This is a genomic window from Pseudomonas sp. 5C2 (assembly GCF_034314155.1).
In the GTDB taxonomy this organism is placed as follows: Bacteria; Pseudomonadota; Gammaproteobacteria; order Pseudomonadales; family Pseudomonadaceae; genus Aquipseudomonas.
Genome location: NZ_JAVIWH010000002.1, coordinates 2825355 through 2850757, shown reverse-complemented (window position 1 = coordinate 2850757; position 25403 = coordinate 2825355). Strand labels below are relative to the sequence as shown.

Sequence of the window (25403 nt, the reverse complement as noted above, 5' to 3'; positions counted from 1 at the left end):
GCAGTGTATAGCGCATCGACAAATTGCAGACCGACCAGCAGTAAGATTCACGTTGTTGATGACGCACTGCGCGCTATTTGCCTTGTGGGTGTTAGCTGCTAACGTCCGGCAAGCCCCGCTTTTAATGCAGCGGGCCAGACACACTCAGGTAAAAGGACAAAAAAACAATGCAACCTGAATTCTGGAACGACAAACGGCCCGCAGGCGTGCTCTCTGAGGTGGACCTCGGCGCTTACAGGTCAGTGAACGAGGTATTCGAGCGCTGCTGCAAGACGTTCGCTGATCGCCCGGCTTTCAGCAATATGGGGGTAACCCTCACTTACGCCGAGCTGGAACGTTACTCGGCGGCGTTCACCGCCTACCTGCAAACACAGACTGACCTGCAGCCGGGTGATCGCATCGCGGTGCAAATGCCCAACCTGCTGCAATACCCGATTGCGGTGTTTGGCGCGTTGCGTGCCGGCCTGATCGTGGTCAACACCAACCCACTGTACACCGCTCGCGAAATGCGCCATCAGTTCAAGGACTCAGGTGCCCGTGCACTGGTCTACCTGAATATTTTCGGCAAGCTGGTGCAGGACGTTCTGCCTGACACCGATATCCAGTACCTGATCGAAGTAAAAATGGGCGATATGCAGCCTGCGGCCAAAGGCTGGTTGGTCAATACCCTGGTCGACAAAGTAAAAAAGATGGTCCCTGCGTTCAGCCTGCCGCAGGCCGTCCCGTTCAAGAGCGTATTGAAGCTGGGGCGCGGCCATCATTTGCAAGGGGTCAAGGTCAGCAGTGACGATATTGCGGTGCTGCAATACACCGGTGGCACCACCGGTTTGCCCAAAGGCGCGATGCTCACCCATGGCAATCTGGTGGCGAACATGCAGCAGGTTTATGCCTGCATGTCGCAGCATGGCCCGGACGGCAGCCAACTTTTCAAACAGGGCAGCGAAGTGATGATCGCGCCGTTGCCGCTTTATCACATCTATGCCTTCACCGCGAACTGCATGTGCATGATGGTCAGCGGCAACCATAACGTACTGATCACCAACCCACGGGACATCGGCGGCTTCATCAAGGAGCTGAAAAAATGGCGCTTCTCGGCGTTGTTGGGGCTGAACACATTGTTCGTGGCCTTGATGGAGCACCCTGATTTCAAAAGCCTGGACTTCTCTAACCTCAAACTCACCAACTCCGGAGGCACCGCGCTGGTCAAGGCCACGGCCGAACGCTGGCAGCAACTTACCGGTTGCCGAATTGTTGAAGGTTACGGCTTGACCGAAACCTCCCCGGTGGCCTGTACCAACCCATACGGCGATCAGGCGCGGCTGGGCACGGTGGGGATTCCTGTCCCCGGTACGGCGTTGAAAATTATCGATGACAACGGGGTCGAGCTGGCGATTGGAGAGCGTGGCGAACTGTGCATCCAGGGCCCGCAGGTGATGAAGGGGTATTGGCAGCGACCTGAGGCCACCGACGAGGTGCTGGATGCTGACGGCTGGTTGAAGACCGGCGACATCGCGGTCATTGATCCGGACGGCTTTGTACGCATCGTCGACCGCAAGAAAGACATGATCATCGTCTCCGGCTTCAACGTGTACCCCAATGAAATCGAAGATGTCGTCATGGCACACCCCCAGGTCGCCAGTTGTGCGGTGATCGGCGTGCCGGACGATCGCTCGGGCGAAGCGGTGAAGCTGTTCGTGGTGGCGCGGGAGTCGGGCGTGAGTGTTGAAGAACTCAAGGCCTACTGCAAAGAAAACTTCACCGCCTACAAAGTGCCCAAACACATCGTGCTGCGCGACTCATTGCCGATGACCCCTGTGGGCAAAATCCTGCGCCGTGAGTTGCGTGATATTGCCTGAGACATTAGTCCCGTAAAGCGGTGTGCCAGACACATCGACATCGCGAATAAACTCGCGCCCACAGGTTATTCACAAATCTGTGGGCGCGAATTTATTCGCGAGCGGTTTGACGCGGAATATCTGAAATACCGCCATCGCGGTGTCCCTGACACTCCGGTTCTCGCTGAATAGTATCTTTGCTCTAAATGTGACCTGAGAATATTAAAAAGTCACAATTGTGACTATATGGGCCGCTATTGGCTCTAGTCGACCCATGGCAAAGCTGCTACTCTCGGCCCGCTTTTTGCCCCATTGGCAAGCAAAAAAGCCCGCAACAAAACACAAAAAAATAATCGCATTCAAGCGGTGTGTAGAATTCGCTGTCGCTGAGGAGTCGGCTTCCATGATCGAAAATTTCTGGAAGGATAAATATCCGTCTGGCATTGCTGCCGATATCAATCCTGACGAGTATCCAAATATTCAGGCGGTATTGAAGCAGTCTTGTGAGCGTTTCGCCAATAAACCGGCTTTCAGCAACCTGGGCAAGACCCTCACTTACGGTGAGCTGTATGAATTATCGGGTGCGTTTGCTGCTTATCTGCAGCAGCACACCAACCTGCAACCGGGCGACCGTATCGCCGTGCAGTTGCCCAATTTGCTGCAGTACCCGATCGCTGTGTTTGGAGCTATCCGCGCCGGCTTGATCGTGGTCAACACCAACCCGCTGTACACCGCGCGGGAGATGGAACATCAGTTCAACGACTCTGGCGCGAAGGCGCTGGTGTGCCTGGCGAACATGGCGCACCTGGCCGAAAAAGTGGTGCCCAAGACCCAGGTTCAGTACGTCATCGTTACCGAAGTGGCGGATATGCTGTCACCGCTCAAGCGTCTGCTGATCAACAGCGTGATCAAGTACGTGAAGAAAATGGTCCCGGCGTACCACTTGCCCAAGGCGATCAAACTCAACGATGTGCTGAGCAAGGGCCGTGGTCAGCCGGTGAAGGACGCTTCGCCTGTCAGTAGCGACGTCGCAGTGTTGCAGTACACCGGCGGCACCACAGGTGTGGCCAAGGGTGCCATGCTGACCCACCGCAACCTGATCGCCAACATGCTGCAATGCAAGGCGCTGATGGGCTCCAACCTGCATGAAGGGTGCGAGATTCTGATCACGCCGCTGCCGCTGTATCACATCTATGCCTTCACCTTTCACTGCATGTCGATGATGCTGATCGGCAACCACAACATCCTGATCAGCAACCCGCGCGACCTGCCGGCGATGGTCAAGGAGCTCTCGAAGTGGAAGTTCAGTGGTTTTGTCGGCCTCAACACCTTGTTCGTGGCGCTGTGCAATAACGAAGCGTTCCGCAAACTCGACTTCTCTGCCTTGAAAGTCACCCTGTCCGGCGGCATGGCCCTGCAATTGGCCGCCGCCGAGCGCTGGGAAGCAGTGACCGGCTGCGCGATCTGCGAAGGTTACGGCATGACCGAAACCAGCCCGGTGGCCACGGTCAATCCGATCCAGAAGATACAGGTGGGCACCATCGGTATTCCGGTGCCATCCACGTTGTGCCGGGTGATCGACGACGAAGGCAATGAGTTGCCGTTGGGCGGGGTCGGTGAGTTGTGTGTCAAAGGCCCGCAAGTCATGAAGGGCTACTGGCACAATCAGGAAGCCACCGATGAAATGCTCGACGCCGAGGGCTGGTTGAAAACCGGCGACATCGCGATCATCCAGCCAGACGGTTACTTGCGCATTGTCGATCGCAAGAAAGATATGATTCTGATCTCCGGTTTCAACGTCTACCCCAACGAACTTGAAGACGTGCTGGTGATGTTGCCCGGCGTTCTGCAGTGCGCCGCCATCGGTATCCCTGACGAAAAATCTGGTGAGGCGATCAAGCTGTTCATCGTCGTCAAACCGGGTGTGACCCTGACCAAAGACCAGGTCATGGAACACATGCGTGCCAATGTCACGGGCTATAAAGTGCCGAAGTCGGTCGAATTTCGCGACGCGCTGCCGACCACCAACGTCGGCAAGATCCTGCGCCGGGAACTGCGTGATGAAGAACTGAAAAAACTCGGGCTGAAAAAATAAGCCAGGCAGCGCTACACCCCAAGCCCCGCCGATGCGGGGCTTGATTGTTTTTGTAGGCGCGCTTGCCCGCGATAAGGTCCGTATGACCGCTTCGCGGCCAATCGCAGCCTCCGGCAGCGCCTACAGGGATTGTGTTGTGCGACAATCCCCGCCTTTGCACCCATCAAAAGACTCTGCGCACCTGATGACTGACGAATCGCCCTCCATCGACCAATTGCTGAGAAACCTCGACCACGCGATGATTTCTGATCGTCATCGCTTTCGTCGTCAGTTGCATGAGCTTCAAAAGAAGCCCAACGAGGCCAAGCTGGCGCAGTGGACGGCGCGCGTGCAGGCGTCTTTTGCCCAGGTCACGGCCCGGCGCGACAGCCTGCCGGTGATTCGCTACGACGACAGCCTGCCGATTGCCGCCAAGCGCGACGAGATCAAAGCGGCGTTGCTCAAGCATCAGGTGCTGATCATTGCGGGCGAAACCGGGTCAGGCAAAACCACGCAGTTGCCGAAGATCTGCCTGGAAATCGGTCGTGGGCAGCACGGCCTGATCGGTCATACCCAGCCGCGCCGGATCGCTGCGCGCAGCGTGGCAAGCCGGGTCGCCGAAGAACTGGGGACGCCGCTGGGCGCGCTGGTTGGCTATCAAGTGCGTTTCGAAGATCAAAGTGACAGCAACACCCTGATCAAGCTGATGACCGACGGTATTCTGCTGGCTGAAACCCAGCACGACCGCTACCTGGAACGCTACGACACGATCATCGTCGACGAAGCTCACGAACGCAGCCTGAACATCGACTTCCTGCTCGGCTACTTGAAAACCCTGCTGCCGCGTCGCCCTGACCTGAAACTCATCATCACCTCGGCGACCATCGACCTGCAGCGTTTCTCCGAGCATTTCAATGACGCGCCGATTGTCGAAGTCTCGGGTCGCACGTTTCCGGTGGAAACCTGGTACCGCCCTCTGACGTCCCAGCAGGACGAAGAGGGCAATGCGGTCGAGGACGACTTGACGGTCGATCAGGCGATTCTGGCGACCCTTGATGAACTGGAAGCGTTCGAGCGTAGCGAACGCAAGAGCCCCGGCGATGTGCTGGTGTTTTTGCCGGGCGAACGGGAAATCCGTGATGCCGCCGAGATGCTGCGCAAGGCCCAACTCAAACACACTGAAATCCTGCCGTTGTACGCACGCCTGTCTCCGGCTGAACAGCAGCGGATTTTCCAGTCCCATCCTGGACGGCGTGTGGTGCTGGCGACCAACGTTGCCGAAACCTCGTTGACGGTGCCAGGCATTCGCTACGTGATTGACAGCGGTACTGCGCGGATCAGCCGTTACAGCTATCGCGCCAAGGTTCAGCGTCTGCCCATCGAAGCGGTTTCGCAAGCCAGCGCCAACCAGCGCAAAGGCCGTTGCGGCCGGGTCGAGCCGGGGCTGTGCGTGCGCTTGTACAGCGAGGAGGACTTCAACGGCAGACCGGAGTTCACTGATCCGGAAATCCTGCGGACCAACCTGGCGGCCGTGATTCTGCAGATGCTCCATCTGCGTCTGGGCGAGATCACCGACTTCCCCTTTATCGAGCCACCCGATGGCAAGGCCATCAGCGACGGTTTCAACCTGTTGCAAGAGCTGTCGGCGGTCAACCGCGAGAACCAACTGACATCGCTGGGTCGCCAGTTGGCACGTTTGCCGGTGGACCCGCGCATGGGGCGCATGTTGCTGGAGGCGGCCAAACAAGGCAGCTTGCAGGAAGTCTTGATCGTTGCCAGCGCCATGTCCGTGCAGGACGTACGAGAACGTCCGCCCGAGCGGCAGCAGGCGGCGGATCAGGCCCATGCGCAATGGAAGGACATCGATTCCGACTTTGCCGGGTTGGTCAATTTGTGGCGCGGTTTTGAAGAACAACGCCTGGCCCTGACTGCCAGCCCGCTACGCAACTGGTGCCGCAAAAACTTCCTCAACTACCTGCGCCTGCGCGAGTGGCGCGATTCCCATCGGCAATTGAGCCTGATCTGCCGTGACCTGCAGTTAACGGTCAACCACGAACCGGCCGATTACACCAAGTTGCACAAGGCCGTGCTGTCGGGCTTGCTCAGCCAAATCGGGCAGAAGACCGAAGACGGTGATTACCTCGGCGCGCGCCAGCGGCGGTTCTGGATTCATCCGTCGTCCGGGCTGGGCAAGAAACGCCCGCAATGGCTGATGGCCGCCGAGCTGGTGGAGACCACCAAGCTCTACGCGCGCATGGTGGCCAAGATCGATGCGGACTGGATCGAGCCGTTGGCCGGGCACCTGATCAAGAAGAACCATTTCGAGCCGCATTGGGAGAAAAAGCGCGGCCAGGTCGTTGCGTTCGAGCAGATCACGTTGTTCGGCCTGATCGTGGTCGGTCGGCGTCCGGTGCATTACGGGCCGATCGATCCTCAGGTATCCCGTGAACTGTTTATCCGTGAAGGGCTGGTGCGTGGCGAGATTCTTTCGCGGGCTAAATGCCTGACCGCCAACACTCAGTTGCTGGAACAACTCGACGAACTGGAGGCCAAGGCCCGCCGTCGTGACATCCTGGCCGACGAAGACACGCTATTCAGTTTCTACGAAGCACGGGTCCCGGCGGAGATTCATCAAACCGCGACCTTCGACAGTTGGTACAAGGTCGAAAGCCAGAAAAATCCGCAGCTGCTGATCATGCGCGAAGAAGACGTGCTGGCCCGCGAAGCCAGCGAAATCACGGCCGCGTATTACCCGGACACCCTGCGCCTGGGCGATCTGACCCTGGCCCTGAGTTATCACTTCGAGCCCAATCATCCGCGCGACGGGGTAACCCTGCGGGTGCCCGCGCCGTTGCTGCCGGTATTGCCTGGCGAGCGTCTGGAATGGCTGGTACCGGGGTTGCTGGAAACCAAATGCATCGCGTTGGTGCGCAACCTGCCCAAGGCGGTTCGCAAAAACTTTGTGCCGGTGCCCGACTTCATCAAGGCGGCCCTGCAGCGCATCACCTTCGGCGAGGGCTCGTTGCCCCATGCGCTGGGTCGTGAATTGCTGCGCATGACCGGCGCGCGAGTGACGGACGAAGCCTGGGTCGAAGCGACCCAGCAGCTTGAAAATCACCTGAAGATGAACCTGGAAATCCTTGACGGCAGCGGGAAATTCCTCGGCGAAGGGCGTGATTTGGCCGAGTTGACCGCGCGTTTCGCCGAGGCCAGCCAAGCGGCATTGGCTGCGCCGCACACCTCGAAAAGCCAGTTGCCTGTCGAGGCCAAAATCTTCGCCCCGGTAGCCGAAAAAACCCAACAAAACATCGCGGGCCTGTCGATGACGGTTTACCCGGCGCTGGTCGAAGAGTCGGGCACGGTCAAGGAAGGGCGCTTCTCGACGCCTGCTGAGGCCGAGTATCAACACCGCCGAGCCTTGCAGCGTCTGCTGTTGCAGCAACTCGCCGAACCCGCCAAGTTCCTGCGCAGCAAATTGCCGGGGCAGACCGAACTGGCGTTGCTCCACCGCGAGCTGGGCCGGGTCGATGGGTTGATCGAAGACATTCTGTTGGCCAGCCTCGACAGCTGCATTCTCGATGGCGAAGACAGCCTGCCGCGTGACGGTGCCGGGCTGGCAGCACTGGCCGAACGCAAACGTGCCGGCTGGACCGAGCATGCTGAGCGCCTGGCGAAACTGACACTGGATATCCTGACCCTGTGGCATGGCCTGCAAAAGCGCTTCAAGGGCAAGATTGATCTGGCGCAGGCGGTAGCGCTCAACGACATCAAGTCGCAGTTGAAGTATCTGGTGTATCCGGGCTTCGTCCGCGAAACGCCTGCACAGTGGCTCAAGGAGCTGCCGCGCTATTTGAAATCCATCGAAATGCGCCTGGAAAAACTACCTGGCCAAGTGCAGAAAGACCGGGTCTGGAGCATCGAACTGGCGGGCTTGTGGGCTCAGTATCAGGCCCGCGCCAGCAAGCATGCCCAGGAAGGCAAGCGCGACGCTGAGTTGGTGCTGTATCGCTGGTGGCTGGAGGAGTATCGCGTGTCGCTGTTTGCCCAGCAGTTGGGGACAAAAATTCCGGTTTCGGACAAGCGTCTGAGTAAGCAATGGAGCCAGGTGGATGGCTGAATAGCGCGAAAATCGGGCCGATATGGCACACTTCGCACCAATGTCCGCAGGCTGTCTGATAGAACGTTGCTGACCGTGCCGACGTTTTCGCGAGTGAATTCGCGAAAACGGAAGCTCAGTCGCCGAAGGTCGGCCCGCCTGCCAAGTGATCCAACCTGAAACCCGTGCCTTAACGGGACAGTTTTTCGTACGTATTGGTACGTTTGTACCAATCTTCAAGCCCAGCAAGTCGTTGCTTGCAACGATCAATAAGAGAGGAACGACCGTGTATAACGTCGTCATCAGTGGCACTGGCCTGTATACCCCGGCCAACAGCATTTCCAACGATGAGCTGGTGCAGTCCTTCAATGCCTATGTCGCCCTGTTCAATGCCGAAAACGCGTCAGCGATTGAGCGTGGAGACGTTCAGGCGCTGACAGAGTCGAGCGCAGCTTTTATCGAAAGAGCATCCGGCATCAAAAGCCGTTTCGTCATGGACAAGGAAGGCATTCTCGATCCGCTGCGCATGGCGCCGCGTTTGCCAGAGCGCTCCAATGACGAGTGGTCGATCCTCTGCCAGATGGGCGTCGCTGCCGCCGAACAAGCCTTGCAACGTGCAGGCAAAACCGCTGCCGATATCGACGGCGTGATTGTCGCCTGCTCCAACCTGCAACGTGCTTATCCGGCGATCTCTATCGAAATTCAGGAAGCGCTGGGTGTCCAGGGTTTCGGCTTTGACATGAATGTTGCTTGTTCGTCCGCGACGTTCGGCATCCAGCAAGCGTGCAACACCGTTAAGTTGGGCCAGGCCCGGGCGGTATTGGTCATAAGCCCGGAAATCTGCACCGGCCACCTGAATTTCCGTGACCGCGACAGCCACTTTATCTTCGGCGACGCCGCTACGGCGGTGGTGATTGAACGCGCGGACCTGGCGACCTCACCGCATCAGTTCGACATTGTCAGTACCAAACTGCTGACCAAATTCTCCAACAATATTCGTAACAACTTCGGCTTCCTCAATCGCGCGGCAGAAGAGGGCATCGGTGCCCCGGACAAGCTGTTCGTTCAGGAAGGCCGCAAAGTGTTCCGTGACGTGTGCCCGATGGTGGCAGAGCTGATCGGCACCCATTTGCAGGAAAACGCTCTGGACGTCAGGGACATCAAACGTTTCTGGTTGCATCAAGCCAACCTCAGCATGAACCACTTGATTGTGAAAAAACTGCTGGGCCGCGAAGCCTCGCTGGAAGAGGCGCCAGTGATTCTCGACACTTACGCCAATACCAGCTCGGCCGGTTCAGTGATCGCGCTGCACACATACCAAGACGACTTGCCGAGTGGCGCACTGGGCGTGCTCAGCTCGTTCGGTGCTGGCTACTCAATCGGCAGCGTAATTCTGCGTAAGCATTGATCGACGATGTCTCTTTGAGGCGCCGATTGCCTATTCGGGTTAGATCGGCCGACACCTGGTGCATGAGCAGCAGGTATTCGGCAAGGATTTAGACGTGGTAACGGCGCTGTCTCGTCCGTTTTTTTTATTTCGGCTTACTCAGAGGATGCGCGATACTCGCCAGGCTTGTGTGCGATAACGCGTGGGGAATGCTGATGCCGCTACAACGTTTGGACAGCCTTTCAGCGCTGGCACCTGAGCTGTGGGATGCCTTGGTGCCCACTGCCCAGCCTTTTTTACGCCACGCCTTCCTCAGCTCACTGGAAGACAGCGGCAGCCTCGGCCCACATTCAGGTTGGCGAGCAGAACACTTGCTGCACTACGAAAACGGCCAACTGATTGCGGCGCTGCCCAGCTACCGTAAATGGCATTCCTATGGCGAGTACGTGTTTGACCACGCGTGGGCCGATGCCTGCAAACGCGCCGGTATCGACTATTACCCGAAGCTGTTGGTCGCCGTGCCGTTCAGCCCGGTGAGCGGGCCGCGTTTGCTGTCGGCGACCCCGGAAGCCGGGATTGAGCTATTGGCGAGCCTGCCCGGTTATATCGAAATCGAAAAGCTGTCGAGCGTGCACATCAACTTCACCGATCCGGTGGCCGATACCTTGCTGGCGGAACAGCAGGGTTGGTTGCAGCGGCTGGGTTGCCAGTTTCATTGGCAGAATCGTGGTTATCGCGACTTCCAGGACTTTCTCGACGCCTTGAGTTCCCGTAAGCGTAAGCAGATGCGCAAAGAACGCGAACAAGTGGCGGGGCAGGGCATTGAGTTCGAATGGCTCGAAGGCCATCAACTGAGCGAAGCGCAATGGGACTTCGTGTATGCCTGCTATGCCAACACCTATGCAGTACGTCGACAAACGCCGTACCTGACCCGCGAGTTCTTCAGCCTCCTGGCAGAGCGTATGCCCGAAGCGATCCGAGTGGTCTTGGCCAAGCAGGGTTCAAGGCCGGTGGCGATGGCGTTCAGCCTGATTGGCGGCGACAGTTTCTATGGGCGCTACTGGGGGTGTCTGGCCGAGTTCGACCGGCTGCACTTCGAGACCTGCTTTTACCAAGGCATGGATTACGCGATTGCCCATGGGGTGCAGCGTTTTGATGCCGGCGCTCAGGGCGAACACAAGTTGATTCGAGGCTTTGAACCGGTCATCACCCACTCCTGGCATTACCTGGCGCATCCAGGGTTGAAGGCGGCGGTCAGCGACTTCCTCGACCAGGAGAGCGAAGGCATCCTGGCCTACGCCGAAGAGGCTCGAGCAGCGTTGCCGTATCGGCAGGATTGAGGTTCAAGGCAGCTGATCGAGCCACCTTCAATCAATTCCGACAAACCCACCGGTCTGATGCTGCCACAGCCGCGCATACAGGCCGTCATGGGCCAGCAATTCAGCATGGGTGCCGCTCTCGGCGATCTGGCCTTTTTCCAGAACCACCAGGCGGTCCATGCGGGCGATAGTCGAGAGTCGGTGGGCGATGGCGATCACCGTTTTGCCTTGCATCAGGGTTTCCAGACTTTCCTGGATCGCCGCTTCAACCTCCGAATCCAGGGCTGAGGTCGCCTCGTCCATGATCAGGATGGGCGCGTCCTTGAGCAGTACGCGGGCAATAGCGATCCGCTGCCGTTGACCACCCGACAGTTTGACCCCGCGCTCGCCGACATGCGCGTCGAAGCCTGTGCGGCCTTCAGCGTCGGATAGCAGTGGAATAAACTCATCGGCGCGAGCCTTGCGCACCGCTTCCCACAGTTCTGCATCGGTGGCGTCGGGTTTGCCATAGAGCAAGTTGTCACGGATTGAACGGTGCAGTAGCGAGGTGTCCTGGGTGATCATGCCAATGCGTTCGCGCAGGCTTTCCTGGGCAACGTGAGAAATGTCCTGCCCATCGACCAGAATCTGCCCGCCTTGTAGGTCATACAGGCGCAGGAGCAGGTTGACCAACGTTGATTTGCCCGCGCCGGATGGCCCGATCAAGCCGATTTTTTCACCGGGTTTGATGTCCAGATTCAGGCCGTGGATGATGCCGCTGCTTTTGCCGTAGTGGAAATCGACATGCTCGAACTTCACACCGCCGCGCTCGACCTTCAATGCAGGCGCTGACTCGCGGTCGGTGACGCTGACCGGTTGAGCAATGGTTTGCAGGCCGTCCTGGACCATGCCGATGTTCTCGAAAATGCCGTTGACCACCCACATGATCCAGCCGGACATGTTGACGATGCGGATCGCCAGCCCGGTTGCCAGGGCAATGGCGCCGACCGAAATCGAGGATTGAGTCCACAACCACAGCGCCAGGCCGGTGGTGCTGACGATCAACACCCCGTTCATGGTGGTGATCACCGTGTCCATGGACGTGACCACCCGACCGGCCAGTTGGCTTTTTTCGGTCTGTTCTCTGATCGCTTCCCGAGCGTATTGCTGCTCGAAATTAGTGTGAGCGAACAGTTTGAGGGTGGTGATGTTGGTGTAGCCGTCGACAATCCGACCCATCAGCTTGGAGCGGGCCTCCGACGACACCACCGAGCGTTCTTTGACTCTCGGCACGAAGTAGCACAGGGCGAGGATGTAGCAGACGATCCAGGCCAACAGCGGGATCATCAGGCGCCAGTCGGCTTCGGCGAACAGCACCAGCGAGCCGATGGCGTAGATCAGCACATGCCACAACGCGTCCACCGCTTGCACCGCAGAATCACGTAGCGAGTTACCGGTCTGCATGATCCGCTGGGCGATGCGTCCGGCGAAGTCGTTCTGGAAAAAGTTGAGGCTCTGTTTGAGCACATAGCTGTGGTTCTGCCAGCGAATCATGCTGGTCATGCCAGGACTGATGGTCTGATGCACCAGCAGGTCGTGCAGGCCGACGAAGATCGGTCGGAACACCAGCGCAACCACGGCCATCCAGATCAGCTCAGTGCTGTGCACACTGAAGAAATCGGCATTGGGGGTGCCTTGGGCCAGGTCGATGATCCGGCTCAGGTAACTGAACAGCGCGACTTCGATCAGGGCGCCAATCAGCCCGACCACCAACAACGCGGCGAAACTCGGCCAGACCTGACGCAGGTAATAGATGTAAAACGGCAGGACTTGGTTCGGTGGGGCGGCAGTGGGGGCGTCGCGGAAAATATCGATCAGTTGTTCAAAACGACGATAGAACATTGGTTCTGACGCCCGCCGCGGCGGGCTCTCCTTGCAGGTGAAAAACTTCCCTCATCACACCGCCTGCCTCCGACGTTGCTCACGGCGGTTTCAGGCGGCCCGATGTGCATCGACTTAGTCGATACGTTTGGCTGACTTAATCAACACAGGGGTTGAGGGTACGTTTTGCATGCCTTTTTGGGTGCTGGTAGGCGTCTGAGCGATCTGGTCGACCACGTCCATGCCTTTGATGACTTTACCGAACACCGCATAACCGAAGTCGCGAGCGCCGTTGTCGAGCATGTCATTGTCTTTGTGGTTGATGAAAAACTGGCTAGTGGCCGAGTTTACGTCCGACGTCCGCGCCATTGCGATCGTGCCGCGCACGTTGTGCAGGCCGTTGTTGGCTTCGTTCTTGATCGGGTCTTTGGTCGGTTTTTGTACCATGTACTGATTAAACCCGCCGCCCTGAATCATGAAGCCCGGAATGACCCGGTGAAAGATGGTGTTGGCGTAGAAGCCGCTGTCGACATAGCCCAGGAAGTTCTGGGTGCTGATCGGCGCCTTGGTGTCTTCAAGCTCGATGACGATCTCGCCCATGTCGGTGGTCAGCAGCACGTGGGTCGGCTTGGCGGTCGGTTGTGCGGCCATCAGATTGGCGGCGAACAGCACGGAACAAGCGGCGAGGACGATTTTTTTCAGCATGGGTCAGTGATCCTGGGTAGTGGTTTCGACTGCAAAAAAGCAATTCATGCGGGTGCGATCAAGGGCACAAGGTAAGCACGTTTGGGTTTTTTTGGACAGTGCCGGGCGCACTGTCCGAACGGATAGCGCCCGGATGGAGGTGCCCCCTACGGTTCACTCATCGCCCTGAAGCCGCTTCAGCGTCATCGACAAATGCCAGCAGTTCCCGGTTGAATGCTTCAGGTTGATCCAGCGGCGTGGCGTGCCGGGAGTCCTTGATCACCACCAGTCGAGCCTGGCGGATCAGGCCCATGTAAGCTTCTTTCAAGGCCACCGGGGTGTAATCGTGATCAGCGCTGACGATCAGGGTCGGGCAACTGATTCGTGACAGTTTTTCCTGCACGCCCCAACCGACGATGGCATCGAAACTGGCGAGATAAGCGCGTTTGTCGTTTTGCCCCCAGCGCTCGGCGATTTTGTTGCGCAGGTCGGCTTGCTCGGGTTTGGGGAACAGGGTCTGGCCCAGGCCCTTGCCGATGGCGGACATGCTGAACAGCCGCCCCAGGCCCCAGCGTTTAGCCCATTGCAAGCCGTCGTTGGCGGTTTTGAGTTTGACTTGTGGCGCGCTGTTCACGATGCACAGGCTTTTGAGCAAGGACGGGTGATCGACCGCCAATTGAAAGCCGATCATACCGCCCATCGACAATCCGACCAGGTGCACCGGCCCCAGCTGCAAATGTTCAATCAGCGCTTCGACGTCGGCGGCGAAACCGGGAATGCTGTAGCGCTCGTTGGGCTTGTCGGAGCGACCGTGGCCGCGCATGTCCATGACAATGACGCGGTAGCGCGCGGCCAGGGTCGGGATCTGGTATTCCCAGTCCTGGCAGCTTGAACCCAGGCCGTGCACCAATAGCAGCGGCGAACCCTGACCATATTCTTCGTAGTGCAATGAACAGCCGTCATGCTCAAAAAAGGCCATGGTCGATTTCCCTGTCAGGCTTGTTGTGGGGCCGCAAATGCGGCGCTCAGCGGGGCCGTGTCGAAGGTGCGGATCAGGTCGATCAGAATCTGCGTCGCGGGCCCCAGCGATTTGTCCTTGCTCGAGTAAAGATAGAACACCGGATGACGGCTGCCGCCTTGATCCAGCGGCAGGGCTTTGAGTGTGCCTTCCTGGAGTTCACGCTCGATCACGTGCCGTGGCAGCCAGGCGAAGCCCAAACCGCTGCTGACGAAGGTTGCGGCGGTTGCTAGGCTACCAACCGTCCAGCGTTGTTCAGCGCCCAGCCAGCCGACGTCGCGGGGCTGTTGACGGCCGGAGTCGCGGATCACGACTTGCAGGTGACTTTCCAGGTCCTGGAAATTCAACTCGCGATTCATTTGATGCAGCGGGTGCTCAGGGTGAGCGACGGCGACGAACTCGACGGCGCTCATTTCGGTCCCCAGGTACCCAGGGATACTGAAGCCGCTAATGGCCAGATCGGCGACGCCTTCAAGGAGCACTTCTTCGACCCCGGACAACACTTCCTCGCGTAACCGCACGCGGCAGCCACGGCTTTGCGGCATGAACGCGGTCAAGGCACGCACCAGTCGCGCGTTAGGGTAGGCTGCATCGACCACTAGCCGTACCTCTGCCTCCCAGCCTTGTTCCATATGGTGGGCCAGGTCCTCCAGTTGGCTGGCCTGCTTGACCAACTGCCGGGAGCGACGCAAGAGCACCCCGCCAGCGTCGGTCAACACCGCTTTACGCCCGTCGATACGCAATAACGGCACGCCAAGCTGGTCTTGCATCCGGGCCACGGTGTAGCTCACGGAAGACTGTGAGCGGTGCAAGGCTTCGGCCGCTTGGGCGAAGCCACCGTGGTCGACCACCGCTTGCAGTGTCCGCCATTGATCCAGGGTCACGCGGGGCGCTTTCATCACTCGCTCCTCTTGTCTAAGCTGGCACTCCAAATTGGAGACTGCCGAATGAAAAAATTCTGTTGTGTGTTGTTGGCGTTGTTGCCCGTCACTGCTTTCGCGTATCCGATTGACGTGGAAAAGGAATACAACGGTGCCCAGGTCGACTACACAAGCCACGATACCGACTACGACATGGGCGCTATTACGCTGCACAACTATGGTGCTTCTGATGCGCAGTGCACGGTGGTGTTCAGCAATGGCCCCGAAGCACCACGTACTCGGCGGGTGCAGATCCCTCCTAAAAGCAGTGTGGATGTCTCAGCCAAGTTCAGCCGCAGCATCATCAAACTGCGGATCAAGCTGACCTGCGCGCCTAAATAAAACGCTCGCTCGGGCGCTCGGGGCTGCTTCCGCTCTTCAGCGAGAGTAATGCCCCGTTTTCGATAAAACAATTTATTAGATGGTTTGTAGCAGGTTTTTACGCTTTTTAATCGATTCGCTCCTGTTTAACCTTCACTCCATCGACTCAAGACACTCTTCGATGGAGGCAACATCCCATGTCCCGCGTACTGATCATTGAAAGCAGCGCCCGCCAGCAAGACTCGGTCTCACGCCAATTGACCCAGCAATTCATCAGCCAATGGCAGGCTGCGCATCCGGCGGATCAGATAACCGTGCGTGACCTGGCGATCAACCCTGTGCCGCATCTGGATTCAACCTTGCTCGGAGGCTGGATGAAACCAGCCGAGCAACGCAATGAAACCGAGCAACTGGCCCTTGAGCGCTCCACTCAGCTGACGGATGAACTGGTCGCAGCAGATGTGTTGGTGTTGGCCGCGCCCATGTACAACTTTGCGATCCCCAGCACCCTCAAAGCCTGGTTCGACCATGTGCTGCGTGCTGGCGTGACCTTTAAATACGGCGAGACAGGTCCTCAGGGGCTGCTCATCGGCAAACGTGCCCATGTGTTGACCGCTCGTGGCGGTATCTATGCGGGCAGCAGCCTCGACCATCAGGAGCCCTACCTGCGTCAAGTGCTCGGTTTTGTCGGCATCCACGACGTCACCTTCATCCACGCCGAAGGCCTGAACATGGGCGGTGACTTCCTCGAGAAAGGCCTGAATCAGGCCAAAGCAAAACTCGCCCAGGTCGCCTGACCCCCGCGCTCCACCGACTTCCCTTGGTACCTGTTGCTCCTTAGGTGCACTGCCCGATCATCCTTTTGTGCTGATCGGGCTTTTTATTGCCTGTCTGATCCCGAAACGCTAAGGTCGCCGCCACTGAAAAGGGGCGAGCATGGGCTATCTATTATTCGTGACGCTGATTCAGGCGTTTTCGTTCAACCTGATTGGCGTGTACCTGGCAGGGCACGTTGACAGCTACTTCGCGGTGCTGATTCGGGTGGTCTTGGCCGGGTTAGTGTTTATTCCGCTGACACGCTGGCGTCAGGTCGAACCCGGCTTCATGCGCGGCATGCTACTGATTGGCGCCTTGCAGTTCGGGGTCACCTACGTGTGCCTGTACTTGAGCTTTCGCGTGCTGACCGTGCCCGAAGTGCTGTTATTCACCATTCTCACGCCGTTGCACGTAACCCTGATCGAAGACGCACTGAATCGCCGTTTCAACCCTTGGGCCTTGTTGGCGGCGTTGGTCGCTGTACTGGGCGCCGGAGTCATTCGCTACGACGGGATCGACTCTGACTTCTTCGGCGGTTTTCTGTTGTTGCAGGTGGCCAACTTCACCTACGCCGCCGGGCAAGTGTTGTACAAGCATCTGGTGGCACGCTACCCGAGTGATCTGCCTCATTACCGCAGGTTCGGCTATTTCTACCTGGGGGCACTGGCCGTCGCCTTGCCGGCGTTCCTGTTGTTTGGTAATACGCAGCATTTGCCCGAAGCTCCCCAACAATGGATCGTGTTGTTATTCCTGGGGCTGTGCTCTACAGCGCTGGGCATGTACTGGTGGAACAAAGGCGCGTGCCTGGTCAACGGCGGCACCCTGGCGGTCATGAACAACCTGCACGTGCCGGTGGGGTTGCTGATCAACCTGTTGCTGTGGAATCAGCACGAAAACCTGGGCCGGTTGTTCGTGGGCGGGATGGTCATCGTGGGGTCGGTGTGGATCAGTCGATGGGGCGCCAGGCGCCAGGGTGCCGTTGCTAATCGGCTGATTTAGCGTTGCCTGTCCATCCAGCCCGAAAATCCATACCGCTGGGCTGTTGATACAGGCTCAGGCCAAACTCTGGCATCACCGCCAGCAGGTAATCGAAGATGTCGCCCTGAATTCGCTCGTAGTCGGCCCAGGCGGTGGTCCGAGTGAAGCAGTAGATTTCCAGGGGGATGCCCTGTGCGGTGGCCTGCATCTGCCGGACCATGCAGGTCATGTCCGGCTGGATATCCGGGTGGCTGTGCAGATAAGCCAGCGCATAGGCGCGGAATGTACCGATATTGGTCATGCGTCGACGGTTGGCGGACAGTGCTGCGACGTTGCCTTGGGCTTCGTTCCAGCTCTTCAGTTCGGCCTGTTTACGGCCGATGTAATCAGTCAGCAGATGGATCTGGGTGAGTTTGAGCTCTTCGTCATCGCGCACGAAACGCACGCCGCTGGCATCAATGAACAGGCTGCGTTTGATCCGGCGTCCGCCGGATTGCTGCATGCCGCGCCAGTTTTTGAACGACTCGGACATCATTCGCCAAGTCGGAATCGAGACGATGGTTTTATCAAAGTTCTGCACTTTGACCGTGTGCAGCGTGATGTCGACCACATCACCGTCGGCACCGACTTGCGGCATTTCGATCCAGTCGCCGACCCGCAGCATGTCGTTGCTGGTCAACTGCACGCTGGCGACGAATGACAGCAGGGTGTCTTTGTAGACCAACAGAATCACTGCCGACATTGCGCCCAGGCCCGACAACAGCAGCAGCGGCGACCGGTCTATCAGCGTCGCGACGATAATGATTGCGCCAAAAATGTACAGAATCATCTTCGCCAGTTGCACGTAGCCTTTAATCGAGCGGGTGCGGGCGTGATCGGTGCGGGCGTAGATATCCAGCAGGGCATTGAGCAGGGCGCCCAGGGCCAGCACCTGGAACAGGATGGTGAACGCCAGCGCCACATTACCGAGGAAGTGCTTGCTGGCATTGCTCAGTTCCGGCACCAGGTTCAGGCCGAACTGGATGACCAGAGAGGGCACCATCTGCGCCAACCGATGAAAAAGCTTGTTGTGCAGTAAATCGACAATCCAGTGCATAGCCGGTTGTCGGCCCAGTAATTTGGCCATGTGCAGGATAACGAAACGCGCCACTCGGCCTAGCGCGAGCGCGACAACCAACAGCAGTACCAACCCCAAACCAGCATGCAATACAGGGTGTTGATCGAGCATGCCCCAGAGTTCCTGGGTGCGTAGCCATACCGTTTGAATGTCCATGGGCGCGAGTGATAGTCCTGTCATTAGGGTCAGCAATTAGAACATTCCTGCCCCCTGATCGTCCGTCGTGTGCAAATCGAGTAACAAAAAACTCACCTTTTATTAAAGAAATAGCCCTTATGTCGTAAAGAAACTCGGCCTCGGCGCTCGAAACCGTTAGGCTATGCGACTGTTTTTTTGTTTTTCGTCGAGGTAGCACCCGTGTTTTCCCAATTCGCCCTGCACGAACGCCTGCTTAAAGCCGTGGCCGAGCTTAAATTTGTCGAGCCTACGCCTGTGCAAGCAGCAGCCATCCCGCTGGCGCTGGAAGGGCATGACCTGCGGGTGACTGCCCAAACCGGCAGCGGCAAAACTGCGGCTTTCGTGCTGCCAATCCTCAATCGCCTGATGGGCCCGTCCAAGGTTCGCGTCGACATTCGCGCAGTGATTCTGCTGCCGACCCGCGAACTGGCGCAGCAGACCCTCAAGGAAGTCGAGCGGTTCTCCCAGTTCACGTTCATTAAATCCGGCCTGATCACTGGCGGTGAGGACTTCAAGGTCCAGGCTGCCATGTTGCGCAAGGTTCCGGACATCCTGATCGGCACCCCTGGGCGCCTGCTGGAGCAACTCAACGCCGGTAACCTGGACCTGTCGCAGGTTGAAGTGCTGGTGCTTGATGAAGCCGACCGCATGCTCGACATGGGTTTTGCCGAAGACGTCGAACGTCTGGCCGGCGAGTGCAAGAATCGCGAGCAAACCCTGCTGTTCTCGGCAACCACCGGCGGTGCCGGCCTGCGCGAAATGATCAGCAAGATCCTGACGGATCCACAGCACCTGCAAGTCAATAGCGTGAGTGAGCTGGCTGCGGGTACGCGTCAGCAGATCATCACTGCCGACCACAACAGCCATAAAGAGAAGATTGTCCATTGGCTGTTGGCCAACGAGACGTATCAAAAAGCTATTATCTTCACCAACACCCGCGCCATGGCCGACCGCCTTTATGGTCGTTTGGTCGCGCTGGAGTACAAGGCATTTGTTCTGCACGGCGACAAGGACCAGAAAGATCGCAAGCTGGCCATCGACCGACTGAAGCAGGGCGGCGTGAAGATCCTGGTAGCCACTGATGTGGCGGCCCGTGGTCTGGACGTTGAAGGTCTGGACATGGTGATCAACTTCGATATGCCACGCAGCGGCGATGACTACGTGCACCGTATTGGTCGTACTGGCCGTGCCGGTGGCGAAGGTCTGGCGATTTCGCTGATCTGCCATGGCGACTGGAACTTGATGTCCAGCGTCGAGCGCTATTTGAAGCAGAGCTTCGAGCGTCGTGTGATCAAGGAAGTCAAAGGCACCTACGGCGGACCGAAAAAGGTCAAGGCGTCGGGCAAGGCTGTCGGCGTGAAGAAGAAAAAGACCGGCGACAAGAAAACCGACAAGAAAGGCAGCGCGAAGGCGCCGACCAAACGCAAGATAACCAACCGGCCAAAAACCGACGCGTTGTCGTTGGTCAGTGCAGACGGCAAGGCTCCGTTGAAAAAACGCAAGCCAGAAGCGCCAGCAGCTGAGTAAGCGTTAAGCAACCCACAAAAAAACCGGCCCTTTGTGTTTTGAAGGGGGCCGGTTTTTTTATGGGCGATGCACTCGCTCTTTGTAATGGCACTTACCGGAATACAGCCGTTCAGTCCCTCAGAAAAACGAGCGCACTGCCTTGAGCGTGAACATTCCTTCGCATTGGGTATTATGCCCCGTGTAAGCACTGCAGCTGTTGCCGCTCAGGCTGGAGTCGCTGTAAGTCAGATTGAGGTCGACCCCAAACCAGGGGCGCGAGACATTCAGTGACCAGTCATTGAAGGCGCTGACCGCGCTGCCGTCGCTGATCAATTGCGGTGTATCGAACTGATGATTGGCGTACTGCACCCGGAGGCCAAGACCCAGCGGCTGAAGTGTGCCCAGGTCAACGAACAAGGTGCTGTTGCGGTTTCCGGGGTCGTTGCTCAGTGCAGCGCCAAAGCGGCTGCCCAGCACGGTCAGTCCGGCGTAGAACTGGTGGCTGTCGGTCTGGCTTGCGTCCGGGTAGGTGTAGCGGATCATCCCCAGTTCATAGCCCAGGGTTTTATCGAAGGGTTTCTTGAAGCCCAGGTACGAATCCACTTCCAGGGCAGCGCTGGAGGTGGCGCCCACGCTGGGTGACCATTGCCCCGCGTACCAGCCACTGTCGTGGGTCAGGTCCAGCCCGCCATGGAACGAACCGACACCGGTAGGCTTCACCAGGCCTTGCGCCATGCTGCGCGCCGGTGTGCTACCGAGCTTGAGGTCGAAGTCGCCGAGGTCGCGCTCCAGCAGTTGCGCGGAGGCCGACTGGCAGACCAGCAAGGCGCTGAGCGCCAGCGCTCGATAGGTGTACGTGAACATGCTTCACTCCTGAAAAAGGCGAAGGAGTGTCAGGGGTGACGTTCGCGCGCCTCTGGATTTGCGCGCAGGATCACGCGGAACCCGCGAAATAGAGCCGTGCAAGGATACCGGCGAAATACGGAAGACGCGGACCGTTCGTCGATCCGGGCGAATTGTTGTGAGATTAGAGCGCCGGAGTGATCAAGCCGTTGGTTACATGGAGGGCTTGATCGAACGACGGGTAACCGCTCTTGGCGACATCCAGGTCGGCATAGTCGGCGCGGTACTGTTCGGCTTTTTTGGCGTCGCTGCTGGCCAGTTGCTGGGCGAGCAGGGCGATTGCCAGTGGATGATTACGCTTGGCTGCCAGTTCGAGCAGGTCGATGGCTTCAGCGTTATCGCTGTTCGCACGCAGCAACAGGACGGCCTGATAAAACTCTGCTTCACCGCTTCTATCCTGGCTGGCCGCGCGCTCGAGCAATGCCTTGGCCAGTTCGATATTGTCGCTACCGCCTGCGCTGATCATCAGCTTGGCCTGGAGCATGTCGTTCTGATAAAGCAGATGCGCTGAGCGACAGGGGGTGTCGCTGGACGGTTCGTCGAAGCGGGTTGAGGTGTCGCAACGATGTGATGCACAACCACCCAGGCAAAGCAGTGCGCAGAAAAGCATCCATTTGTTCATAGTGGATTCCGCGGAAGGAACTGACCGTCAGGTCATCATCCTGCCTGTCCCGCTACGGCTGTGCAACGTAGCTGTATCAAAGGGCAAGGCAACGCTTGAGAAAAAGATCATGCAACGAAGGATCGATAGCCCTAGCGCCTTGAAAAACAAAGCGCATAGAGATCGACAACTGGGGCGGGGGTATTACTTCTTGCCGAGGGTGATTTGCTTGGACGGGCCGAAAGTCTGGCCGCTGACGCCTTTAGCAATCTCTTGAATCTGACCGCCAGATTTCAGGAACGTAGCAATCTGTGCGTTGATCGAGTCGCTGGTCTCAACGGCTGGAGCTGCCTTTGGTTTCGAGTTGGATGCTTTTACGCGCATGGCTTCCATTAACCTATGTAAAATTCAATACGGCCAGCAATTGTATATGAAATGCTTGACAATTGCTTGGTAAATATAGCTCTGAAACGCATGGGTTTGGGCCTCTCCTGTTGGACAGGTTGTCACGGTATTTGGCCGCAACTGACTGTTTTAACTGAGAAGTTATTTCATGAGCGGATTTACCTGGAATAGAGCGGTGGGGCCAGGGCCTCTATTGATCTGACGAGCGGAGGCGCGGGACGCTCGGCGTTATGAGCAAGTCATTGATTGTTATAGTCTTTCTTATCGGCCTCGCGCCTCGTCGGCGGGAGCCGCGAACACAATGGCAAACTCGGGTAGAATGCCGCCCACGTAATGAGGGTATTTGGAAATGGCTTTAGTCGGGCGCTACAACAGCTTGCAAGTGGTAAAACACACTAACTTTGGTTTGTATCTGGACGGCGCTCAGGACGGCGAAATCCTCCTGCCCAATCGCTATATCCCGAAAGATATTCCCAGCGAAGATGAAGACTGGCTCAATGTCTTCGTTTACCTGGACAGTGACGACAAGCTGATTGCCACCACTGAGAAACCCAAGGTCCAGGTCGGTGAGTTCGCCAGCTTGAAAGTCCTTGAAGTGAACAGCATTGGCATTTTCCTTGATTGGGGCCTGTCCAAGGATCTGTTGCTGCCTTACTCCGAAGAAAAGCATTCGTTGCAGGCTGGCGATTATTGCGTGGTCCACGTTTATCTGGACAAGCACACGCGCCGGATCACCGCTACCGCCCGGCTGGATCGCTATCTGGACAAGACGCCCGCCGATTATAAGGTCGGACAAGAAGTCAATTTGCTGGTGGCTGAAGCGACGGACATGGGCTTCAAGGCCATTATCAACAACAAGCATTGGGGCCTGATTCACAAGAACGAAGTGTTCAAATTCTTGCGCCCGGGCAAAGAAGAGAAAGGCTTCATCAAAGAAATTCGCGCGGACGGCAATATCAGCCTGAGCCTGCAACCGGTGGGTGAGGAAGCGGCCAGCAGTCTGAACTCGAAGATCCTCACCAAGTTGCGGGAAAACAACGGCGTGCTGCCGGTCAGCGACAAGAGCGATCCGCAAGTGATCAGCGGCTTGTTCGGGGTCAGCAAAGGTAACTTCAAGAAAGCGATTGGTGCGCTGTACAAGCAGGGCCAGATCGTTATTCACGCGGATCGCATCGAGCTGGTCTGAAGGCTCAGCCTTTCCGAACGCAATGCCGACAGGCCACGGTGTGGCCCTGCAGTGCGTTCGGTCCGCGGCCCATTCGAGGAAAAAGCCCAAGCCGTCGGCTCAATCTCACAGGGATGTCTCGTGGGGCCTATTTCTGCACGAAGGACGCGAACGGCACATTGGCACCCGCTGGGCGAACGTCTTTAAGGAACGAGTCCTTGTCGGCGCTCAGTTCCAGGCTGAGGCTCGAGTTGCGTTTGTCCTTGTTGCGGACCACCAGGCCTTCCATATGATCGCGCAGATACACCGTTGGCACTTTCAAGTGCAGCAGTTCATCGGTGCTCGGTGTGTGCAGTAGCAAGTGCACCCACTCGTATTGACCGATCTTCAGGCGGCTCATGGGCAGGTCAAACCACCAGATGTTCTTGTTGGTGTTCAGCACCGTGAAATGGGTGTTGTTGACACCGAGCACGGCACCGCCGAGTTCCTGGTTCCTACGAGCGATGGCCAGCTTTTTATCGAGTTTCATAACGTTCCTGTGGATCTGTGTGTACAGCGCGGTGGCCTTGACCACCACAGCCTGACTGCGTTGCGCATTCTCGGGGGTTGTCGCGCAAACTTAAAGTTAAACCTGCATTACGCGGTGAAATGGCCGGGTTTTAGAGCATTGAGTCTGCGACGAACGGAAATACCGACTGGGAAATTTTTTGAAACTCTGCGCGACGGAGGTGGGTCAATCCTTATGTCGAGGTTATGACGCTTATTTTCCTACCCTGGAGAAACACCATGAGCAGCAGTGGCGATAAAATCAAAGGCATGACCAACGAAGCAGTGGGTAACGTCAAGCAAGGCATTGGCAAAGCCACTGACAACCCGAAACTCAGGACTGAAGGCAAGGCCCAGGAAATCAAAGGTAAAGCCCAGGAAGCCGTAGGCAAAGCAAAGGATGCGGTGAAAAAGGGTGTCGATAAAATCTGAGTATGTAAGTGAGCTAGCAGTGAATCGCAACGGTCATCTTTTGATGGCCGTTGCTCTATCTGATCACGCTGTTTACAGGGCTTGAGTAATGGGCCGAATAACCGGAAAAGGATTGATACCTCTTTGGCGTCGCCAATTGGGCTACCTTAAGGTAGAACGCCTGCCTGTGGACAGAAAGGCTGAGCAGTTGAAGCGCCCACCTATCGATCAATGAAGTCGGCTTGAGTTGTAGGGTAAGGAGATACGATGATTTTTCCGGAGTTGCGCCAGCTTCCATTGGGTAAGGTGATGGTGCATACCGTCAACGAGTTCATTAATGATGAAATGTCGACCTATGCGTCGGCATTAGCGTATCAAATGCTGTTTTCGCTTTTTCCGTTTCTGTTGTTTCTCATCGCCCTGATCGGCTTTCTGCACCTGCCGGACTTTTTCTCCTGGCTGCGCCTGCAATCGGAACTGGTGTTGCCGCCACAGGCGCTTGAGCAGGTTAATCCAGTGATTGATCAGTTGCAGCAGTCCAAGGGCGGGTTGCTGTCGGTCGGTATCGTTATCGCGCTATGGACCGCCTCGGCGGGTGTGCGCTTGATGATGAGTGCCATGAACGCCGCCTACGATGTGGTGGAAGGGCGGCCAATCTGGAAGCGTTTCCCTCTGTCGATTCTCTACACCGTGGGTATTGCCGGAATGTTGCTGGCCGCCGCTGCGTTCATGGTCACCGGACCGCAAGTGATGAACTGGCTGGCCGGGCAGATCGGCATGGAGGACTTTATCGTCACCTTGTGGACCGTCCTGCGTTGGCCCTTGATCATCATGTTGTTGATGGTGGCGGTGGCGTTGATTTACTACGTCATGCCTGATGTGGAGCAGAAGTTTCGCTTCATTACTCCCGGTTCGGTCCTGGCCGTGGTGGTTTGGATTGTGGCCTCTCTGGGCTTTGGTTATTACGTGAAAACGTTTGCCGATTACAACGCCATGTACGGCAGCATCGGCGCGATCATTGTGCTGTTGCTGTATTTCTATATTTCGGCGGCGGTGCTGTTGCTCGGCGCGGAAATGAATGCGGTGATCGAACACATGTCCGCCGAGGGCAAGAATCCGGGGGACAAAGCATTCGGCGCTAGCCATCAGCCTGATGACAAGCATCACATCTCCGGGCTCGGGCGTGATCATTCCATCCCGATGCCTGTGAAGGCTGACGAATCATGAGCATGATGTGGCACGATTGTGCCCTTGGCTGACCTAT

General features: G+C 57.5%; 21 protein-coding genes. 12 read left to right on the top strand and 9 right to left on the bottom strand.

What is annotated here, in order from left to right:
• Positions 1-167: 167 nt before the first annotated feature.
• From fadD2 to RGU44_RS13860, 5 genes are all read left to right on the top strand, one after another.
• Positions 168-1856, top strand: coding sequence for a long-chain-fatty-acid--CoA ligase FadD2 (gene fadD2 / locus RGU44_RS13880; protein WP_322217565.1), 1689 nt, complete (start codon positions 168-170; stop codon positions 1854-1856).
• 382 nt (positions 1857-2238) lie between these two features.
• Complete coding sequence (fadD1, locus tag RGU44_RS13875; protein WP_322181318.1) at positions 2239-3930, top strand: long-chain-fatty-acid--CoA ligase FadD1; 1692 nt, start codon at positions 2239-2241, stop codon at positions 3928-3930.
• 184 nt (positions 3931-4114) lie between these two features.
• Positions 4115-8026 (top strand): ATP-dependent RNA helicase HrpA, encoded by a 3912-nt coding sequence (hrpA, locus tag RGU44_RS13870; protein ID WP_322217562.1) that lies wholly within the window; start codon positions 4115-4117, stop codon positions 8024-8026.
• 265 nt (positions 8027-8291) lie between these two features.
• The gene (locus RGU44_RS13865) at positions 8292-9413 is read left to right on the top strand and encodes a beta-ketoacyl-ACP synthase III (RefSeq protein WP_322181312.1); all 1122 of its coding nucleotides are present in this window, start codon (positions 8292-8294) and stop codon (positions 9411-9413) included.
• A gap of 194 nt (positions 9414-9607) precedes the next feature.
• Positions 9608-10732: a GNAT family N-acetyltransferase gene (locus tag RGU44_RS13860; RefSeq protein ID WP_322181310.1), complete on the top strand. Its 1125-nt coding sequence runs from the start codon at positions 9608-9610 to the stop codon at positions 10730-10732.
• Positions 10733-10759: 27 nt separating this feature from the next.
• Here RGU44_RS13860 and RGU44_RS13855 read toward each other — a convergent pair whose 3' ends face one another.
• From RGU44_RS13855 to RGU44_RS13840, 4 genes are all read right to left on the bottom strand, one after another.
• Positions 10760-12592: an ABC transporter ATP-binding protein gene (locus tag RGU44_RS13855; protein ID WP_322217560.1), complete on the bottom strand. Its 1833-nt coding sequence runs from the start codon at positions 12590-12592 to the stop codon at positions 10760-10762.
• A 114-nt stretch (positions 12593-12706) separates the two neighbouring features.
• Positions 12707-13276, bottom strand: coding sequence for a peptidylprolyl isomerase (locus RGU44_RS13850; RefSeq protein WP_322181306.1), 570 nt, complete (start codon positions 13274-13276; stop codon positions 12707-12709).
• A gap of 157 nt (positions 13277-13433) precedes the next feature.
• Positions 13434-14234 carry an alpha/beta hydrolase gene (locus tag RGU44_RS13845; protein ID WP_322217558.1) on the bottom strand — a complete coding sequence of 267 codons (801 nt, stop codon included), beginning with the start codon at positions 14232-14234 and terminating at the stop codon, positions 13434-13436.
• Between the two features lie 14 nt (positions 14235-14248).
• Positions 14249-15172: a LysR family transcriptional regulator gene (locus RGU44_RS13840; protein ID WP_322181301.1), complete on the bottom strand. Its 924-nt coding sequence runs from the start codon at positions 15170-15172 to the stop codon at positions 14249-14251.
• A 48-nt stretch (positions 15173-15220) separates the two neighbouring features.
• Here RGU44_RS13840 and RGU44_RS13835 point away from each other — a divergent pair, with 48 nt between their 5' ends.
• The 3 genes from RGU44_RS13835 (at position 15221) to RGU44_RS13825 (ending at position 17329) form a co-directional block, all read left to right on the top strand.
• Positions 15221-15535 (top strand): 3-phosphoglycerate kinase, encoded by a 315-nt coding sequence (locus tag RGU44_RS13835; RefSeq protein WP_322181299.1) that lies wholly within the window; start codon positions 15221-15223, stop codon positions 15533-15535.
• A gap of 176 nt (positions 15536-15711) precedes the next feature.
• Entirely contained in the window at positions 15712-16311 is a 600-nt protein-coding gene (locus RGU44_RS13830) for an FMN-dependent NADH-azoreductase (RefSeq protein WP_322217556.1), read from the top strand.
• Positions 16312-16450: 139 nt separating this feature from the next.
• A complete protein-coding gene (locus RGU44_RS13825; RefSeq protein WP_322181295.1) occupies positions 16451-17329 on the top strand; it encodes a carboxylate/amino acid/amine transporter in 879 nt (292 codons plus the stop codon).
• Here RGU44_RS13825 and RGU44_RS13820 read toward each other — a convergent pair.
• Positions 17313-18581 (bottom strand): mechanosensitive ion channel family protein, encoded by a 1269-nt coding sequence (locus RGU44_RS13820; RefSeq protein ID WP_322217553.1) that lies wholly within the window; start codon positions 18579-18581, stop codon positions 17313-17315. The genes RGU44_RS13825 and RGU44_RS13820 overlap by 17 nt on opposite strands.
• Positions 18582-18782: 201 nt before the next feature.
• Between RGU44_RS13820 and RGU44_RS13815 the strand changes: the two genes are divergently transcribed.
• The gene (locus RGU44_RS13815; RefSeq protein WP_219064628.1) at positions 18783-20129 is read left to right on the top strand and encodes a DEAD/DEAH box helicase; all 1347 of its coding nucleotides are present in this window, start codon (positions 18783-18785) and stop codon (positions 20127-20129) included.
• Between the two features lie 117 nt (positions 20130-20246).
• Here the strand turns inward: RGU44_RS13815 and RGU44_RS13810 are convergent, their stop codons facing one another.
• From RGU44_RS13810 to RGU44_RS13800, 3 genes are all read right to left on the bottom strand, one after another.
• Complete coding sequence (locus RGU44_RS13810; protein ID WP_322181200.1) at positions 20247-20972, bottom strand: TorF family putative porin; 726 nt, start codon at positions 20970-20972, stop codon at positions 20247-20249.
• 163 nt (positions 20973-21135) lie between these two features.
• Entirely contained in the window at positions 21136-21633 is a 498-nt protein-coding gene (locus tag RGU44_RS13805) for a hypothetical protein (RefSeq protein WP_322217551.1), read from the bottom strand.
• 183 nt (positions 21634-21816) lie between these two features.
• Complete coding sequence (locus RGU44_RS13800; protein ID WP_219064632.1) at positions 21817-22005, bottom strand: hypothetical protein; 189 nt, start codon at positions 22003-22005, stop codon at positions 21817-21819.
• A gap of 361 nt (positions 22006-22366) precedes the next feature.
• On the opposite strand from RGU44_RS13800, the gene RGU44_RS13795 reads away from it, so the two are divergent.
• A complete protein-coding gene (locus RGU44_RS13795; protein WP_219064633.1) occupies positions 22367-23203 on the top strand; it encodes a S1 RNA-binding domain-containing protein in 837 nt (278 codons plus the stop codon).
• A gap of 127 nt (positions 23204-23330) precedes the next feature.
• On the opposite strand, the gene RGU44_RS13790 is transcribed toward RGU44_RS13795, so the two are convergent.
• Positions 23331-23711: a hypothetical protein gene (locus RGU44_RS13790; protein ID WP_322181196.1), complete on the bottom strand. Its 381-nt coding sequence runs from the start codon at positions 23709-23711 to the stop codon at positions 23331-23333.
• 257 nt (positions 23712-23968) lie between these two features.
• Here RGU44_RS13790 and RGU44_RS13785 point away from each other — a divergent pair, with 257 nt between their 5' ends.
• Positions 23969-24160, top strand: a complete 192-nt coding sequence (locus tag RGU44_RS13785) for a CsbD family protein (RefSeq protein ID WP_322181194.1) — start codon at positions 23969-23971, stop codon at positions 24158-24160.
• 246 nt (positions 24161-24406) lie between these two features.
• Positions 24407-25366 carry a YihY/virulence factor BrkB family protein gene (locus RGU44_RS13780; protein ID WP_322181192.1) on the top strand — a complete coding sequence of 320 codons (960 nt, stop codon included), beginning with the start codon at positions 24407-24409 and terminating at the stop codon, positions 25364-25366.
• Positions 25367-25403 lie beyond the last annotated feature (37 nt).

Excerpts from the sequence above, each read along its gene's own strand:
- fadD2 (WP_322217565.1), top strand. The coding sequence starts at position 168 with ATGCAACCTGAATTCTGGAACGACAAACGGCCCGCAGGCGTGCTCTCT.
- fadD1 (WP_322181318.1), top strand. The coding sequence starts at position 2,239 with ATGATCGAAAATTTCTGGAAGGATAAATATCCGTCTGGCATTGCTGCC.
- hrpA (WP_322217562.1), top strand. The coding sequence starts at position 4,115 with ATGACTGACGAATCGCCCTCCATCGACCAATTGCTGAGAAACCTCGAC.
- RGU44_RS13860 (WP_322181310.1), top strand. The coding sequence starts at position 9,608 with ATGCCGCTACAACGTTTGGACAGCCTTTCAGCGCTGGCACCTGAGCTG.
- RGU44_RS13855 (WP_322217560.1), bottom strand. The coding sequence starts at position 12,592 with ATGTTCTATCGTCGTTTTGAACAACTGATCGATATTTTCCGCGACGCC.
- RGU44_RS13850 (WP_322181306.1), bottom strand. The coding sequence starts at position 13,276 with ATGCTGAAAAAAATCGTCCTCGCCGCTTGTTCCGTGCTGTTCGCCGCC.
- RGU44_RS13845 (WP_322217558.1), bottom strand. The coding sequence starts at position 14,234 with ATGGCCTTTTTTGAGCATGACGGCTGTTCATTGCACTACGAAGAATAT.
- RGU44_RS13840 (WP_322181301.1), bottom strand. The coding sequence starts at position 15,172 with ATGAAAGCGCCCCGCGTGACCCTGGATCAATGGCGGACACTGCAAGCG.
- RGU44_RS13835 (WP_322181299.1), top strand. The coding sequence starts at position 15,221 with ATGAAAAAATTCTGTTGTGTGTTGTTGGCGTTGTTGCCCGTCACTGCT.
- RGU44_RS13830 (WP_322217556.1), top strand. The coding sequence starts at position 15,712 with ATGTCCCGCGTACTGATCATTGAAAGCAGCGCCCGCCAGCAAGACTCG.
- RGU44_RS13825 (WP_322181295.1), top strand. The coding sequence starts at position 16,451 with ATGGGCTATCTATTATTCGTGACGCTGATTCAGGCGTTTTCGTTCAAC.
- RGU44_RS13820 (WP_322217553.1), bottom strand. The coding sequence starts at position 18,581 with ATGGACATTCAAACGGTATGGCTACGCACCCAGGAACTCTGGGGCATG.
- RGU44_RS13810 (WP_322181200.1), bottom strand. The coding sequence starts at position 20,972 with ATGTTCACGTACACCTATCGAGCGCTGGCGCTCAGCGCCTTGCTGGTC.
- RGU44_RS13805 (WP_322217551.1), bottom strand. The coding sequence starts at position 21,633 with ATGAACAAATGGATGCTTTTCTGCGCACTGCTTTGCCTGGGTGGTTGT.
- RGU44_RS13800 (WP_219064632.1), bottom strand. The coding sequence starts at position 22,005 with ATGGAAGCCATGCGCGTAAAAGCATCCAACTCGAAACCAAAGGCAGCT.
- RGU44_RS13795 (WP_219064633.1), top strand. The coding sequence starts at position 22,367 with ATGGCTTTAGTCGGGCGCTACAACAGCTTGCAAGTGGTAAAACACACT.
- RGU44_RS13790 (WP_322181196.1), bottom strand. The coding sequence starts at position 23,711 with ATGAAACTCGATAAAAAGCTGGCCATCGCTCGTAGGAACCAGGAACTC.
- RGU44_RS13785 (WP_322181194.1), top strand. The coding sequence starts at position 23,969 with ATGAGCAGCAGTGGCGATAAAATCAAAGGCATGACCAACGAAGCAGTG.
- RGU44_RS13780 (WP_322181192.1), top strand. The coding sequence starts at position 24,407 with ATGATTTTTCCGGAGTTGCGCCAGCTTCCATTGGGTAAGGTGATGGTG.